Annotated in this window: 14 protein-coding genes; 2 read left to right on the top strand and 12 right to left on the bottom strand. The window is 67.5% G+C overall.

All coding sequences use genetic code 11. The annotated features are described in order from the left end of the window. Positions 1–34 precede the first annotated feature (34 nt). Complete coding sequence (locus LOY42_RS15970) at positions 35–796, top strand: TSUP family transporter (RefSeq protein WP_110698285.1); 762 nt, start codon at positions 35–37, stop codon at positions 794–796. Position 797: 1 nt separating this feature from the next. On the opposite strand, the gene LOY42_RS15965 is transcribed toward LOY42_RS15970, so the two are convergent. From LOY42_RS15965 to lpxO, 5 genes are all read right to left on the bottom strand, one after another. After that, positions 798–2,216: a sensor domain-containing diguanylate cyclase gene (locus LOY42_RS15965; RefSeq protein ID WP_258598337.1), complete on the bottom strand. Its 1,419-nt coding sequence runs from the start codon at positions 2,214–2,216 to the stop codon at positions 798–800. Positions 2,217–2,331: 115 nt separating this feature from the next. Next, on the bottom strand, positions 2,332–4,161 hold the full coding sequence (locus LOY42_RS15960; RefSeq protein WP_139671625.1) for an SLC13 family permease: 1,830 nt from the start codon (positions 4,159–4,161) through the stop codon (positions 2,332–2,334). A 154-nt stretch (positions 4,162–4,315) separates the two neighbouring features. After that, positions 4,316–4,885 (bottom strand): GNAT family N-acetyltransferase, encoded by a 570-nt coding sequence (locus LOY42_RS15955; RefSeq protein ID WP_139671623.1) that lies wholly within the window; start codon positions 4,883–4,885, stop codon positions 4,316–4,318. Positions 4,886–4,963: 78 nt separating this feature from the next. Further along, positions 4,964–5,302, bottom strand: coding sequence for a carboxymuconolactone decarboxylase family protein (locus tag LOY42_RS15950; RefSeq protein WP_258598334.1), 339 nt, complete (start codon positions 5,300–5,302; stop codon positions 4,964–4,966). A 145-nt stretch (positions 5,303–5,447) separates the two neighbouring features. Next, positions 5,448–6,347, bottom strand: a complete 900-nt coding sequence (gene lpxO / locus LOY42_RS15945; RefSeq protein WP_258598332.1) for a lipid A hydroxylase LpxO — start codon at positions 6,345–6,347, stop codon at positions 5,448–5,450. A 216-nt stretch (positions 6,348–6,563) separates the two neighbouring features. On the opposite strand from lpxO, the gene thpR reads away from it, so the two are divergent. After that, positions 6,564–7,109, top strand: coding sequence for an RNA 2',3'-cyclic phosphodiesterase (gene thpR / locus LOY42_RS15940; protein WP_198754840.1), 546 nt, complete (start codon positions 6,564–6,566; stop codon positions 7,107–7,109). On the opposite strand, the gene LOY42_RS15935 is transcribed toward thpR, so the two are convergent. The 7 genes from LOY42_RS15935 to LOY42_RS15905 all read right to left on the bottom strand — a co-directional run bounded on the left by LOY42_RS15935 (position 7,073) and on the right by LOY42_RS15905 (position 13,941). Beyond that, positions 7,073–8,500 (bottom strand): ATP-binding cassette domain-containing protein, encoded by a 1,428-nt coding sequence (locus tag LOY42_RS15935; RefSeq protein WP_258598329.1) that lies wholly within the window; start codon positions 8,498–8,500, stop codon positions 7,073–7,075. The genes thpR and LOY42_RS15935 overlap by 37 nt on opposite strands. After that, a complete protein-coding gene (locus tag LOY42_RS15930) occupies positions 8,491–9,276 on the bottom strand; it encodes a thioesterase II family protein (RefSeq protein ID WP_258598327.1) in 786 nt (261 codons plus the stop codon). Before LOY42_RS15930 ends, LOY42_RS15935 begins: the two co-directional genes overlap by 10 nt. Positions 9,277–9,280: 4 nt before the next feature. Further along, entirely contained in the window at positions 9,281–9,709 is a 429-nt protein-coding gene (locus LOY42_RS15925; protein ID WP_139671603.1) for a ParB N-terminal domain-containing protein, read from the bottom strand. A gap of 3 nt (positions 9,710–9,712) precedes the next feature. Further along, positions 9,713–10,564 carry an acetylserotonin O-methyltransferase gene (locus tag LOY42_RS15920; RefSeq protein WP_258598323.1) on the bottom strand — a complete coding sequence of 284 codons (852 nt, stop codon included), beginning with the start codon at positions 10,562–10,564 and terminating at the stop codon, positions 9,713–9,715. A 13-nt stretch (positions 10,565–10,577) separates the two neighbouring features. Then, entirely contained in the window at positions 10,578–11,960 is a 1,383-nt protein-coding gene (locus LOY42_RS15915) for an MATE family efflux transporter (protein ID WP_258598321.1), read from the bottom strand. Positions 11,961–12,035: 75 nt separating this feature from the next. Continuing rightward, positions 12,036–13,409: a HAMP domain-containing sensor histidine kinase gene (locus tag LOY42_RS15910; protein WP_139671594.1), complete on the bottom strand. Its 1,374-nt coding sequence runs from the start codon at positions 13,407–13,409 to the stop codon at positions 12,036–12,038. Next, the gene (locus tag LOY42_RS15905) at positions 13,378–13,941 is read right to left on the bottom strand and encodes a LuxR C-terminal-related transcriptional regulator (protein ID WP_408981084.1); all 564 of its coding nucleotides are present in this window, start codon (positions 13,939–13,941) and stop codon (positions 13,378–13,380) included. Before LOY42_RS15905 ends, LOY42_RS15910 begins: the two co-directional genes overlap by 32 nt. Positions 13,942–14,353: the final 412 nt, after the last annotated feature.

Here is a 14,353-nt window from a genome sequence, read left to right as displayed (position 1 = left end):
TGGCAGCCTGTTTTGTGCCGCCTGGACCTTCGAGATGATGGATATTGCCCTGCTTTCGCTGTTTGCCTTCGCCGCTGGCCTGATCGACGCTGCCGTCGGTGGCGGCGGGCTGATCCAGATCCCCGCGCTGTTCAACGTGCTGCCCAACGCCCAGCCGGCGGCACTGCTGGGCAGCAACAAGCTGGCCTCGGTGTGCGGTACCACGTTCGCGGCGCGTTCGTTCATCCGCAAGGTCAAGCTGGACTGGGGGTTGATCGTGCCCGCGGCGCTGAGCGCCTTCGTGATGTCGTTCCTCGGCGCGGCCACCGTATCCTTGGTGCCGGCGAGCGTGATGCGCCCGATGGTGCTGGCGCTGATCGTGCTGATGGCCATCTACACCTTCTGCAAGAAGGATTTCGGCACCCTGCACAAACCCATGGCCATCGGCCGCAAGGAACAGTGCCTGGCGGTGCTGATCGGTGGCGCCATCGGCTTCTATGACGGGCTGTTCGGGCCTGGCACCGGCAGTTTCCTGATCTTCCTGTTCATCCGCTTCTTCGCCCTGGATTTCCTGCATGCCTCGGCCTCGGCGAAGCTGGTCAACATCGCCACCAACCTGGCTGCGCTGGTGTTCTTCATCCCGTCGGGCAATGTGCTGTGGGCCATTGCGCTGCCGATGGCGCTGTTCAATGTCCTTGGCGCGCTGACCGGCACCTGGCTAGCGGTGCGCAAGGGCGCCGGGTTCGTGCGGGGGCTGTTCCTGGTGCTGCTGTGCGTGCTGATCGCCAAGCTGAGCTGGGACCTGCTGGCCGGTTGACTCACACCACCTGGCGCTGCCCATCGGCTTGTTCGACACGGTTACGGCCCTGGGCCTTGGCCCGGTAGAGCGCCTGGTCGGCGCTGGCCAGCAGCACGTCCAGGCTGGGTGCCGGGGTGCCGGCGGCGCAACCGCTCACACCGATGCTCACGGTGATCCGCAGCGACTGCCCGGGCTGCGCGATGTGCTGGTCCTGCACCGCCCGGCGCAGGCGCTCGGCGGTGAACCTGGCCAGCTCCGGCGCCAGCCCCGGCACGACGATGACGAACTCCTCGCCGCCCAGGCGGGCGAACAGCTCGCCATCGTGCAACTGGTCCTGCAGGGTCATGGCGAACTGGCGCAGCACCTGGTCGCCGATTGCGTGGCCATGCTGGTCGTTGATGGTCTTGAAGTGATCGATGTCGAGCATCATCAAGGTCAGCGGCGCTTGCTGGCGGTTGTCGAGCAGGGCGTGGGCGCGGCGGATGAAGGCGCTGCGGCTGAGGGCCCCGGTCAGGTGGTCGATGGTCGCCTGGTGCGCCAGGCGCGCCATCAGGCTGCGGTTGGCGCTGCTGACGCAGGCCAGCACCAGCGGGCCGAGCACCAGCATGGCGATGCCCAGGCGCGCCGACATCAAGGTAGTGACCCCCGACTCGCTCTGCGGGATGTTGAAATGCATGAGGTTCTGCGCCACGGCGACGATCAACGTGCTGCCCGCGGTGAGGGCCAGCAGCGACACGAGAAAGGGCGAATAGCTGAGCGCGCACCACAACAGCGCGGCAATCGGGAAAGCGATGGCGCCGGGCCCGCCGAAGACGATACTGACGCTCAGCGAGGCGAACAGCACCAGCAACGGCGCCAGGCGCACCGTCTGGCCGGTGCAGCCGGGGCGGGTCAGGGCCCTGGGCGATGGCGCGGTGAGCAGCACCGGCAGGACCAGCACGCTGGTGGAGAACTGTTCGCTGAACCAGGCCAGCCAGGTGGCGCGCAGCGATTGTTCGAACCACGGCGCGGCCATTACGCAGGCCAGGCTCGCGGCGACCACCGCACCGACGGCGCAGGCACCGAACAGGCACAGGGTGCCGTGCGGGGTGCGCAGGCGACGATGCACGCGCGGCAGCCGAGCCATCAGGTACCAGATGGTGGCGATGGCGCCGAGGTTGCACAGGTTGAACCACAAGGCCGGGCGCCAGGCGCTGCCGCAGGCCAGGTCGGCACCGACCATGGCCAGATAGACCAGGGCAAAGCCGCCGGGGCTGGCTTGGCGTGGGTTGCGTAGCAGCACGCCGGCGAGTACCGCGTTCACCGGCCAGAACAGCGACAGTGATTCGATGGGGCGGGCGAGGATGCCGCCCAGAGTCAGCGCCAGGGTCAAGCCGAACAGAATCAGCGGGGGTAGCAGGCGTGACGGAACTGGAGACACCATGGGCTCGACCGACAAGCGAAGACAGAATCCAGGAAAACGGCTGTAGGCACCTGGGACGATGTCGTGTCAGTGTCTTTCAACTGATCAATTGATGTCAATTCGCCGCAATCGGCCCGGATCGTGCCCACGACTACAGCTCGAACACCCACGGCACCATCAGCACGGTCACCAGCATCACCAGCAGGGTGAACGGCACGCCGACCTTGACGAAGTCGGCGAAGCGGTACTGGCCGGGCCCCAGCACCAGGGTGTTGACCGGAGACGACACCGGCGTCATGAACGCCGCCGACGCCGCCAGGGCCACGGTCATGGCGAACGGGTAGGGCGACATGCCCAGCTGCTGCGCGGTGCTCACCGCCACCGGGGCCATCAGCACCGCGGTGGCGGTATTGGAGATGAACAGCCCGATCAGCGCCGTCACCGCGAACAGGCAGGCGAGGATCACGCTGGGCCCGGCGCCGCCGAGCGCACCGACCAGCGCACCGACGGCCAGGTCGATGCCGCCGGTCTTCTGCAGGGCCAGGGCAAAGGGCAGCATGCCGACGATCAGCACCAGGCTCTGCCAGTGGATGGCGCGGTAGGCGCTGTTCATGTCGATGCAGCGCCCGGCGCCCATCAGCAGGCAGCCGATCAGCGCGGCGATGACGTTGGGCACCAGGCCGCTGACCATCAGCCCGACCATTACCGCCAGGCTGATCAGCGCATAGGGTGCCCGGGCGCGTGCCGGCGCGACCTGGTCGATTTCCGCCGGCAGGCTCAGTACCAGGAAGTCGCGCGGCTTGCCCTGCAGCTGGCGCACCGCCTTCCACGGGCCGACCACCAGCAGGGTGTCGCCCAGGCGCAGCTTTTCTTCCACCAGTTGCCCTTCGATGGCTTGCTGGTCACGGCGCAGGCCGACCACGTTGAGGTCGTAGCGGGTGCGAAAGGCCAGCTCGAGGATGTTCTTGCCGATCAGTTGTGAGCCCGGCGGCAGCGATATCTCTGCCATGCCCAGTTCCTGGGACTGGTCGATGAAGTAGGCGGCCTTGAAGTGCAGGGGCTCAAGCAGCATGGTCTGGCACAGGCTGCGCAGGTCGTCGCGGTTGGCGAACAGGTCCAGCAACAGTACGTCGCCCTGCTGCAGCAAGGTGCCGGAGTCGGCGCCGATCACCCGGGTGGTGAACTTGTGCTGGCGTTCGATGCCGATCACGTTGGCGCCGTGGCGGGTGCGCAGCTCCAGCTCGCCGAGGGTATGGCCGATCAGCGGCGAATGGGGGCGGATGCGCAGGCGGCGCTCGCGGCCGTTGAGTTTGTAGTCCAGCACCAGGTCGAGCAGGGTGCGGCGGCTTTCGACCCGGCCGTCCTTGCGCACCTCGCCGTTGAGCCAGTGGCGGGTCAGCAGCATGTAGCCGATACCGAGCATCAGCACCACCAGGCCAAAGGGGGTGAAGCTGAAAAAGCCGAAGCCGCTCTCGCCGTGGCGCACCAGCTCGCTGTGCACCACCACGTTCGGCGGTGTCGCCACCAGGCTCAGCATGCCACTGATCAGGCCGGCGAAGCTCAGCGGCATCATCAGCCGGCTGGGCGAAAGCTGCTGGCGCGCGGCAATGCTCAGCACCACCGGGATGAAGATCGCCACCACGCCGGTGGAACTCATCACCGAACCCAGGCCGGCCACGGCCACCATCAGCAGCACCAGCAGGCGCGCCTCGCTGTTGCCGGCGCGCTCGCTCATCCATTCGCCGATGCGGTAGGCGATGCCGGTGCGCACCAGCCCTTCGCCGATCACGAACAGGGCTGCGATCAGCACCACGTTGGGGTCGCTGAAGCCGGCCATGGCCTGCTCCACGGTGAGGATGCCCGACAGCGGCAGGGCGACGATCACCAGCAGGGCGACCACGTCCATGCGCGGGCGGTTGAGGATGAACAGGGTGACGACGACGGCCAGCAGGCCAAGGACCCAGAGCAGCTCATGGTTCATGGGGAGGGGGTGTTCCTTCACACAGGCACGAAAGGCAATGGCCCTAGTGTGGCAGCTTGACGCGACCGCGTCGTTGACGTGCTGCAGTGTTTTGCCGGGTGATGACCCGGCAAGGGGCAGGGGCGGGCCGCTCGGCGGCCCGCTGTAGCAGCCGCTAGCGACCGCGTCGCCGCGACACCCGCGCTTCGATGTTCTTGCGCCCGATCAACAGCGGCGGTTTCTCCACCACCGGCTCGTCGGCCAGCCACTTGTACATCACCAGGCAGTCGACCAGGCCGAGTTCAGCATGGCGGTAGGCCTTGGGCAGGCGGCCGACGGTCTCGAAGCCGAGCTTGTGCCACAGCGCCACGGCCACTTCGTTGGTCGCCACCACCGAATTGAACTGCAGGGCCAGGAAGCCTTCCTGGCGGGCGAGCTTCTGCGAATGCTCGCACATCAGCCTGGCCACGCCACGGCCACGGGCGTTTTCGCACACCATGTAGCCGCAGTTGCCCACGTGCGCTCCGGGCCCGGCGGCATTGGCCTTGAGGAAGTAGGAACCGAGCAGTTCGCCATCTGCCTCGGCCACCAGGGTGCGCAACGGGCTCTCCAGCCACAGCGTGCGGGCCTGGTCGATATTAAGAGCGGGGTCGAAGGCATAGGTCTGGCGAGCCTGGACAATGGCCTGGAAGGTCGGCCAGAAGCGCTCGAAGTCTTCCGGGGTCATGGGGCGAATCTGGATCATGGCGGTTCCTGCACGGGCTGAGCCGCCAAGTCTGGGTGCCAGGGCGTCGTCGCGCAAGGGCGGCGACGCCTTGGTGTGTCAGGCGCCGGCCTTGCCCATCGCGTCCAGGGCTCGGGCCGAGTAGACCAGTGCCGCGCCGGCGTTCATCGCCACCGCCACGCCCAGGGCCTCGGCGATCTCCTCGCGGGTGGCGCCATGCTTGACCGCCTGCTGCGAATGCACGGCGATGCAGCCGTCGCAGCGGGTGGTGACGGCCACGGCCAGGGAGATCAGCTCGCGGGTCTTGGCGTCCAGGTGGTTGGTCTTGGCCCCGGCGCCACTGGCGGTCATGTAGCCGGCCACGGTATCGGGGGAGAGTTGCTTGAGATCGCCGATGCCGGCCATCAACTGCTTACGGTAGGCGTCCCAGTCCATCATGCTCCTCGTCTTCACCTTGTCAGGTTGGCAACAGGAGCTTTCAGGCTAGTCGAAGACGGGATGTGCAGCGGGGAAAACACTCGCGGGGCAAGCCCGCTCCCACTGCTGGCAGGAGCGGGGTTGCCCCGCGAAGATGACGACCGGATCAGATGTAGATGAACACCAGCACCAGCGCCGCGACCACCGCCCATTTCTCCAGGTAGTAGCGGGTGCGGTTGCGCTTTTTCATGGCCTTGCCGCGCTCACGGATCTTGTAGATACGCGTGAACAGGCGGTTGATGCCGCCGGTTTTGTCATTGGCATCGTTGGGCGCGGCAGCGGCGGCCATCACGTTACGGCTGAACCAGCGGTTGAACGCAGACGCCCAGCGGTACTTCAGTGGACGCTCGACGTCGCAGAACAGGATGATGCGGTTGTGCTCGGTGGTGTTGGCGGCATAGTGAATGTAGGTTTCGTCGAACACCACGCCCTCGCCGTCACGCCAGGAGTACTTCTCGCCGTCCACGTCGATGTAGCAGCCATCGTCGTTGGGCGTGTCCAGGCCCAGGTGGTAGCGGTAGGAGCCGGCGTACGGGTCACGGTGGCGTACCAGCTTGGCGCCCGGCGGCAGGGTGGCGAACATCGCCGCCTTGACTGTGCCGATGCCGGCCAGCAGTTCGGTGGTACGCGGGCACAGGGTCATCGCCGAGGGGTGGCTCTCGCCGTACCACTTCAGGTAGAAGCGCTTCCAGCCGGTCTTGAAGAACGAGTTGAAGCCGACATCGTCATAGTTGTCGGACTTCTTGATCTCGCCGGCCTGCAGCAGTTGCTGGCCTTCCTTGCGGATCTCCTGCCAGTGGTCCTGCAGCACCTGCAGCTCAGGGAAGGCGCTGACCGGCAGGTAAGGCTTGGCCGGGTGCTTGGAGAACAGGTACAGGAAGGCGTTGACCGGGGCCAGGAAGCTGGAGTGGTCACCCAGCTGGCGGGTCAGCTTGTGACGAACCCGACCGCGCAGATGAACATAGGCGATCGAGAGGACGAAGATCAGTACGAATGCAATTTTCATGGACGTTTACTTGTCGAAAAAATGGCCATGCGCCATGGCGTAAGCCCGCCAGCATAAACAATCGTGGCCAGGGTTTGTACTTATTGTTACGACAAAACGGCCCGACTTAGGTGGCATGGCCTACAGCTTGCGCAAACGATTCATCCGCATGAGTGGGTATTTCTGACGACCCGGCGTTTACAATCCGGTGGCCGTCCATCCAGCAAGGAACTCCCGATGATTCAGGACGCACGTCCTAATGGGGCCCCCTTCAAGCGGCTGTTCTTCGCCCTGTCGCTGGGCGACGAACAGCGCCGTGGCATCAGCCAGTGGCGGCGTGCTCTGGGCCTGCGCAGCGGCAAGCCGGTGCCAAGCGAGAACTTCCATGTCACCTTGCTGTTCCTGGGCGATGTCGATGCCGCCCAGGTGCCGGCGGTGTGCGCTGCGGTGGATACGCTGCGGCTTCCTGAGGCCAACCTGCGCCTGGTCCTCGACCAGTTGCAGGTGTGGCCGCGGGCTTCGGCGTTGGTGCTTGCGCCCGAGCAGGCGCCGCTGGCCCTGCGCCAGCTGGTGTACGGCTTGCAGCAGGCGCTGCTGCCCCTGGGTATCGAGCCGCAGGTGCGCGATTACCGGCCGCACTTGACCCTGTCCCGGGATTTTCCTGGCCCCTTGCCGGAGGCGGCCGAGGCGCCGGCGTTCCACCTCATCGCCCGCCACTTCACCTTGTACGAGTCACGCAAGGGCCGCTACTGGCCCTTGGCCGAGTGGTCCCTGGCGCAGTGAAAGTGACGGTCGATGCCCAGGCCGTCGAGGAAGTCCTGGTCGTGGGAAATCACCAGCAGCGCGTTGGGGTAGTCCACCAGCACTTCCAGCAGGTGGGTGCGCATGCGCAGGTCGAGGTTGTTGGTCGGCTCGTCGAGGATCAGTAGCTGCGGCGGCCGGGCGGCGATGCAGGCCAGGGACAGGCGTGCCTTCTCGCCGCCGGACAGCCCAGCCACCGGAGTCTGCACCGCATCGGCCTGGCGGAACAGGAAGTCCGCCAGGTGCGCGCGTAACTGTTCCAGCGGCCAATCCGGCACTAGTCGCGCCAGGGCTTCCTGCACATTGGCATCGACGGGCAGGGTGTCGTAGTGCTGGTCGATGTAGCCGATCTGCTCGGGCGCCGGCAGCAGCCAGTCGCCACGGCGCCAGACCCGCGGGTCGCCGAGGATCGCCCGCGCCAGGGTGGACTTGCCGCTGCCGTTGTTGCCGGTCAGGGCCAGGCGTTCGCCGCCGTCCAGCTGCAGGTCGATGCCGCTGAGCACCGGCGCGTCGGCGTAGCCGACGCTGCCGCCACGCACCTGGATCAGCACCCGCGACGACTGGCCCGTCGCCGGCAGGTGGAAGCGTGGCACGATCACCGGCTCCGGGCGCAGCTCGGCCAGTTGCTCGCCGAGCTCGCGCTGCTGCTGCAGGATCTGCGCCTGCTTGCGCCCGGCGGTGGTGTTGCCGCGGCCCAGCTTGGTCGGCGAGCGCACGGTCGCCCACTTGCTGTTCTGAATCGCCTTGACCCCGCGCTTGCGGGCGCTGGCGGCGCGGGCCTGTTCCTGCATCAGCGAGTCGTGGGCGTCGTCGCGGGCGCGGCGCACCTCGGCGATGCGCTTGTCGAGCACGCCGCGCTGCAGGTCGCGCTCGGCCATGTAGTCGGCGTAGCTGCCGTTGAACACATCCAGGCGCCCGTGGTGCAAGTGCCAGAGCGTGTCACAGGTCTGGTTCATCAGGGCCACGTCGTGGGTCACCAGCACCAGGGTGCCGTGGAAATGCTCGAGCATGCGCGACAGCGAGCGGCGGTTGGCGGCGTCCAGATGGTTGGTCGGCTCGTCCAGCAGCAGCAGGTCGGGGCCCAGGGCCAGGGCCTGGCTCAATGCCTGGTTGACACGCTGCCCGCCGCTGAGCGACGACTCGCCGTCCAGTACCTGGGCCACATGGCCGACACGCAAACCGCCGTGGCGCTCGAGGTGCCCCTCGCTGGGCGCCAGGCTGCCCTGCAGCAGGCGCAGCAGTGACGACTTGCCGCTGCCGTTGTCGCCGATGATGGCGATGCGCTGCCCCCATTCGATGCGCGCGTCGAGTTCGCTGAAACAGTGTTTGCGGCCATGGTGCAAACCCACGCCGAGCAGTTCGATCATTGCCATTGGATGGCGGCCCTCCTGGCCGGGCCGGTCAGCGTCGTGGCCAGGGCATCGAGCAGGATGCGCCGGATGGCCGCGGCCTGGGGCCGGATGAAGAAGTGGTCGCCGGCGAAACCGTGGTGGCTGCAGCCGGCGCTGGTCTCGTCGGCCCAGGCGACGAGGTCGGCGGGGGCAACATGGGGATCGTCGTGGCCGGCCAGCACGTGGATCGGCACCGGCAGCGCCGGGCGCTGCCGGTAATGGTAGTCGCCCACCAGGCGAAAGTCGGCGCGCAGGGTCGGCAGCACCAGGCCGAGCAGGTCCGGGTTGGCAAGCACGCCCGGGGGCGTGCCGTTGTAGCCGCGCAACTGCGCCAGCAACTGTATGTCGTCGAGCCGGTGCAGTGGCGGCTCGAGGCGGCATACCGAGGGCGCGGCGCAACCGGAGGCGAACAGCCGCAGCGGCAGGGCCAGGCCTTGCTCGCGCAGGGCCTGGCTCAGCTCGAAGGCCAGCAGCGCGCCGAGGCTGTGGCCGAAGAAGGCGAAGGGCAGCCCGTTGTCGCTGGCGCGCAGCATTTGCAGCAGTTCGGCGACCAGGCGTGGCAGGTCGTCGCGCGGCGTCTCGGCCATGCGCGAGCCGCGTCCTGGCAGCTGTACCGCGCACAGTTCCAGGTGCGGGCCCAGGTGCGGGTGCCAGTGCAGGTAGTCGGCGGCGCTGCCGCCGGCGTGGCTGAAGCAGAACAGGCGCAGGCGTGGCGCGCTGACGGTACGGCGTATGAACCAGGTATCGCGAGGGGGCATCGGCTCATCCTTGGCGAGGCGGCAGGGGCTGATCCTGGCGCAGCAGCGCCAGGGGCAGGTTGATCGACGGCAATGCTGGCTGGAAACGGTGGCGCGTGGTCTTGTAGGGCAGCACCTGGCCGGCGGCGATGGTGCCGTACAGGCGAGCCAGGTCGAAGGCCTGGCCATCGGCCCAGGCGCTCACGCTGACCCGGCCGTCGGCGTAGTCCAGCAGCACGCAGGGGATCTGCCGCAGGCCCAGCAGGCGCGCGGCGAACAGGCGATGATTGCCGTCCATCACCAGGCCGCTGCCGCGCTCGACCGGCAGTGCGGTACGCCACTGCTGTTGGCTGAGAATGTCACGCGCCAGCGCCCGCGCATGGCCTTCGTCGATTGCCTCGCTGGCGCGCAGGGTATCGATGGCGGTCAGTTCGATGTCATAGCGGTGGGGCATGGTTCACCTCGCCAGGCGCAGGTCCAGCAGGGTCATGCCGTTGTCCAGCCGGCAGGCTTCGGCAAGGGCCAACCCGGCCTCGGCGGCGAGGGCCAGGTAGTGCGCCTGGCTGCGCTCGCGGCCCGCGCCGATCAGCAGGTTGTGCAGGTCGAGCCAGCGCGCCAAGTCGAAGCCGGGGTCGGGCGCAAGCATCAGTTCCACCAGCAGCAGGCGGCTGTCCGCGCACATGGCGGTGGCGCAGCGGCCGAGCAGGGCGCCGGCGTGGGCGTCGTCCAGGCGGTGCAACTGGTGGGTCAGCAGGTAGGCGTCGGCAGCGCTCGGCAGTGCCTGCGCGGCATCCTCGATACGCACAAGGCAGGCGCAGCCCGCGAGGTCGAAGGCCGCCTGGATCGCCTGGTCCTGGGCCTGGGCGTCGGCCGCCAGGTAGTCGGCATGCAACCCCGGGCGGCCGGCGCAGTGCTGCAGATAGCGGTAGTAGGGCAGGCCGTGGCGCTGCTCGAATACCGGCCAGCCGAGGCGCACGGCCTGGTACAGGTCGCCCCAGCTGGCGTAGTGCTCGGCACCGTAGAGGCTGGCCGCCAGGTATTGCGATTGCGGATGGTCGCGGCGCAGCAGTGGCGAGGCGCCGGCATGCACGAACCCGTCCTCGTGCTCGGCGAACAGGCCGATACCGCACAGCGCCCGCAGCAGGCGCTGCAAACCGTCGACCGGGCAGCCGCAGGCGCGGGCGAGTGGCTCGATGGCTACCGGTTGTTGGCCGATGTGCTCGGCCACGCCCAGGCGCGCGGCCACATGAATGGCCTGGGATATCTGGAAACCGAAGATCCACAGGCGCAACTGGCGGGCATCGGACATGGTCGCGGGCTCCTTATTCTGGGACAGGTTGGCGTGAGTGGGCGCCGACCAAGGGCGCGGTGCGCTGGTGGAAGCGGCTGAGCATCAGCACCGCGCCCAGGCCGAAGGCCACCAACAGGCCGCCGTTGATGCCCCACAGGCCCAGGCCACCGGGGAACGCCAGCAGGTAGCACAGCGGCATGCCGAGCACCCACAGCAACCCCATGTTCAGCCACATCGGGCCCCAGATATCGGGCAGCCCGCGCAACGCCGCGAGCATCAGGTTGCGTAGCGCGTCGAGGGCCTGGCTGAAGGCGACCACCGCCAGCATGCCGGTGGCCAGCGTTGCCAGGGCCGGGTAGTCGGCCCGCGCCGGATCAAGGTAGGCGTTGATGATCTGCCCTGGCAGCAGCAGGTAGACCAAGGCGAGCGCGGCCATCACCGTGCCGACCAGCAGCGACGCGGCCAGGCCGATGCGGCGCACCGCCTGGCCGTCGCCACGGCCCATGGCCCGGCTGATCAGCAACGTGCAGGCCTGGCCGGCGCCCATCGGGATCATCAGCGCCACGGTGGCGCACTGGATGACGATCTGCTGCACGCTCAGCGCGCCGACGCCCAGCCAGCCGACCATGATGTTGACCAGGCTGAAGGCCAGCAGCTCGCTGGCGAACTGCACGGTGATCGGCACCCCCAGGACGAAGAATGCCTTGAGCCGATCCGGCGCCCACAGCCGCTCACGGGTGAACAGCCGGTAGCGGCGCATGGCCGGGGCCAGGGCCAGGTAGCCCAGGGTCAGCGCCAGGATCACCCAGTTCAGCGCCGACACCGCGTGCGCCCAGCCGGCCATGCCCAGCGCGGGCAAGCCCCAGGCGCCTTGCAGCAAACCGTGGCCAAGCAGCGGCACGCCGCCCAGGTTGATGGCGCTGAACAGCATCACCAGGCGCCCCTTGCCGGCTGGGAAGAACAGCTGGTGGCAGCAGGCGGTACACATGAAGGGCAGCATGCCCCAGGCCATGCCGCGCCAGTAACCGGCGGTCAATGCCTGCAGGGCCTGGGGTTCGCCGAGCAGCGGCATCAGCGTCGGCAGGGCCAGCAGCGCGAGGGCGGCAAGGATGCCGATGGCCACGCTCATGAACAAGCCCTGGCGCAGGTCGATGCCCACCCCCTCGGCATCGCCCTGGCCCAGGCGCCGGGCAATGCAGATACCGGTGGCCAGCAGTGGCGACAGGGCGATGACCTGGATGCTGGTGCACAGCACCGTGACCAGGGCACCGGCGGCCAGCTCGTCGGGCCCCAGGCGCGCGATCAGCAGCATGCCGATGACGTTCACGGCGATGTGCAGCACGCGCACGCCGAGGATCGGCGTGGCCAGCTTGATGATTTCGCGGCACCAGGTGCCGAGTGTGGTTTCAGTCATGGAGGGTCCGTGGTACAGGTGAGCCGCAGCGATGAAGGCTAGAGCGCCGGGAGCGGTGGCGACAGGTGCAATTCCTCATGGTTGCGCGGTATCGCCGGGAACATGCACGCGAACCAGGGTGAGGCCGTGACGTTCGTGCACACTGACTTCGTGGCCGAGGATCGCGCACAGGCGCAGGACGATGGCCAGGCCCAGGCCAACCCCTTCTGGCGGGCAAGGGCCGTCCGCCGCCTGGTAATAAGGGCTGAAGATCCGCTGGCGGTCCTGCTTGGCGATACCCGGGCCATCGTCCCACACCTCCAGCGCCACGCCGCGGCCGGTGCGCCTGGCCGCCACCAGGACTCGGCCCCGGGCGAACTTGCAGGCATTGGCCAGCAGGTTCTCCATCACCCGCGCCAGGCGATGATGGTCGCTGTGCAGGCTCAGGGCGCTGGCGCGCACGCGCAGGTCCAGGCCACGTTGCAGGGCGACATCCTCGAAGCCCAGCTCCAGCTCCTGCAGCAGCGACTGCGCCTGCAGCACCTGGCAGCAGGGTGGCGCCGTGTCGCCGCGCAGGCGCGCCAGGTCGAGGAAGTCGCGCACGTAGGCCTGCAGATTGAGTACCACGTACAGGGTCTTGCCCAGCAGCACGCGGCCTTCGTGCGCATCGCACTGCTGCACGGTGTGCAGCAGCAGCTGCATGGCGTGCAGGCGCTGGCGGAAGTCGTGGGAGGCTTCCTGGAAGAACCGGCAGTCGCGGTCGACCTGGCAGGCCAGCTCGCGGCGCTGACGCGACAGCTCCTGGTTGTGGCCGCGCAACTGGGCAAGGTTGCGTTCGATCTCGGCGAACAGCTCCTGGGCGCGACTGCGCAAAGCCATCAGCACCGCCACACAGGCCAGCAGAAGCGCCAGCAAGGCCTGGCGGCCCAAGCTCTGGTAAGGCGCCAGCACCGGCGCCAGGGCGCTGCCGAGCACCAGGGTCACGTCGCTGTCGGGCACCCGGCGGAAGGTCAGCAGGTAGCTGTCGCCGTGGGTGTCCTCGCTGATGCTGCTGGCCACCGGCACATGCTGGCTGCGGCCGAACGCCGGGCTATCCGCCAACGCCTGGGTGGCCGCTGACGGCTTGCGTGCGGCGGCGTAGGCGACGTGCCCTTCGGCGTCAAGCAGGTACAGCTGGCGATGGGCGCGCAGGGACGGTGCCAGGTGGGTGTCGAGGTAGTGGGCGAGCGCGTCGCCGTCGAGGTGCTGCGGCAGGCCCGCGACCATTTCACAGGCAAGGATCTGCTGGGCCCCGCGCAGGTTTTCCAGCAATCCGGCCTTGAAACGCTGCAAGACGGCACCGCCCAACAGTGCGAAAAGCAGCGAAAGGCCCAGCGTCACCGCCAGGGCGGCGCGCCAGGAGCGGCTGCGGGCCCTGGCCAGTGGCAGGGCAAGCGCCTCAGTGCCAAGCGGTTGGTGTGTCGTAGTCATGCAGATACCCCAGGTCCATTGCACGGGACACCGCGTGGGTGCGGTTGGTCACACCCAGCACACGCATCAGGCCGGTGACATGGTTGTTCACCGTGCCCAGGCTCAGGCCCAGCTCGGCGGCGACCTCCTTGGAGGCCAGGCCGCGGTGCAGCAACTGCAGGATCTCCTGCTGCCGGCGGGTCAGGCGCACGGCGTTGGCGGGGGCGCGGTCATCGCTGATCGGAAAGGTTTTGCGGCCTTGCAGGATTTGCTGCATGGCCGTGGTGAAGTCCTCCAGGTTGGCGGCCTTGACCACATAGCCGAGCAGCCCCATGGCCTGAGCCTGCGCGCTCCAGTCCTGATTGTGGGTGGCCGTCACCACCGCACAGCGTTGTGCCACGCCCAGGCGATGGAAAGTTCTCACCAAGGAGAGCCCGCAGGCATGCGGCACATTGATATCAAGTAATATCCGATGCCAGTCATGTTGATCTTTGAAAGTTTCGATGGCGCTGGGGGCACTGTCGCAAATGAATACATTCAGTGAGCTGTCCATCTTCAACAAGAGTGTTCGGGTGGCATCGGCCACCAAGGGATGATCTTCGACGAGCAATATTCTTTTTACAGTCTGAAAGTGCATCGTTTCAATCCTCGTCACCGGCGCGGGGTGAACCAAAGGCGATGGCGGCCTGCGCTGCCTGAACCTGCGCAGACATTGATATGCCTGGGCGCGTGGGCAGGTTCAGCGGGCGGGCGACTCGTGACGCGACGAGGGCATGGCCGCGGTGCTGACGGAGGGGGAGTTGCACGATGAATCAATTTGCTTGCGGATCATGAGGGGTCTTCCTTGATATTGTAATTCCATACCCTGGAACCGGGCCAGGCACTCATACTCTAGTCTGGATATGCGACGCTGGCACGGGGAAAGTATAGGGGTATTATGACCGTGGTTCATCGGCAAAGTTTGC

The organism is Pseudomonas sp. B21-023 (genome assembly GCF_024749165.1).
Lineage (GTDB): Bacteria > Pseudomonadota > Gammaproteobacteria > Pseudomonadales > Pseudomonadaceae > Aquipseudomonas.
The sequence above is the reverse complement of the archived record's forward strand: the minus strand, read 5'-3'. Positions and strand labels throughout refer to the sequence as shown.

Coding starts and splice junctions, on each gene's coding strand:
- lpxO (WP_258598332.1), bottom strand. CDS start 6,347: ATGAAAATTGCATTCGTACTGATCTTCGTCCTCTCGATCGCCTATGTT.
- LOY42_RS15955 (WP_139671623.1), bottom strand. CDS start 4,885: ATGATCCAGATTCGCCCCATGACCCCGGAAGACTTCGAGCGCTTCTGG.
- thpR (WP_198754840.1), top strand. CDS start 6,564: ATGATTCAGGACGCACGTCCTAATGGGGCCCCCTTCAAGCGGCTGTTC.
- LOY42_RS15925 (WP_139671603.1), bottom strand. CDS start 9,709: ATGCCCCACCGCTATGACATCGAACTGACCGCCATCGATACCCTGCGC.
- LOY42_RS15950 (WP_258598334.1), bottom strand. CDS start 5,302: ATGATGGACTGGGACGCCTACCGTAAGCAGTTGATGGCCGGCATCGGC.
- LOY42_RS15905 (WP_408981084.1), bottom strand. CDS start 13,941: ATGGACAGCTCACTGAATGTATTCATTTGCGACAGTGCCCCCAGCGCC.
- LOY42_RS15910 (WP_139671594.1), bottom strand. CDS start 13,409: ATGACTACGACACACCAACCGCTTGGCACTGAGGCGCTTGCCCTGCCA.
- LOY42_RS15920 (WP_258598323.1), bottom strand. CDS start 10,564: ATGTCCGATGCCCGCCAGTTGCGCCTGTGGATCTTCGGTTTCCAGATA.
- LOY42_RS15970 (WP_110698285.1), top strand. CDS start 35: ATGATGGATATTGCCCTGCTTTCGCTGTTTGCCTTCGCCGCTGGCCTG.
- LOY42_RS15960 (WP_139671625.1), bottom strand. CDS start 4,161: ATGAACCATGAGCTGCTCTGGGTCCTTGGCCTGCTGGCCGTCGTCGTC.
- LOY42_RS15930 (WP_258598327.1), bottom strand. CDS start 9,276: ATGCCCCCTCGCGATACCTGGTTCATACGCCGTACCGTCAGCGCGCCA.
- LOY42_RS15915 (WP_258598321.1), bottom strand. CDS start 11,960: ATGACTGAAACCACACTCGGCACCTGGTGCCGCGAAATCATCAAGCTG.
- LOY42_RS15935 (WP_258598329.1), bottom strand. CDS start 8,500: ATGGCAATGATCGAACTGCTCGGCGTGGGTTTGCACCATGGCCGCAAA.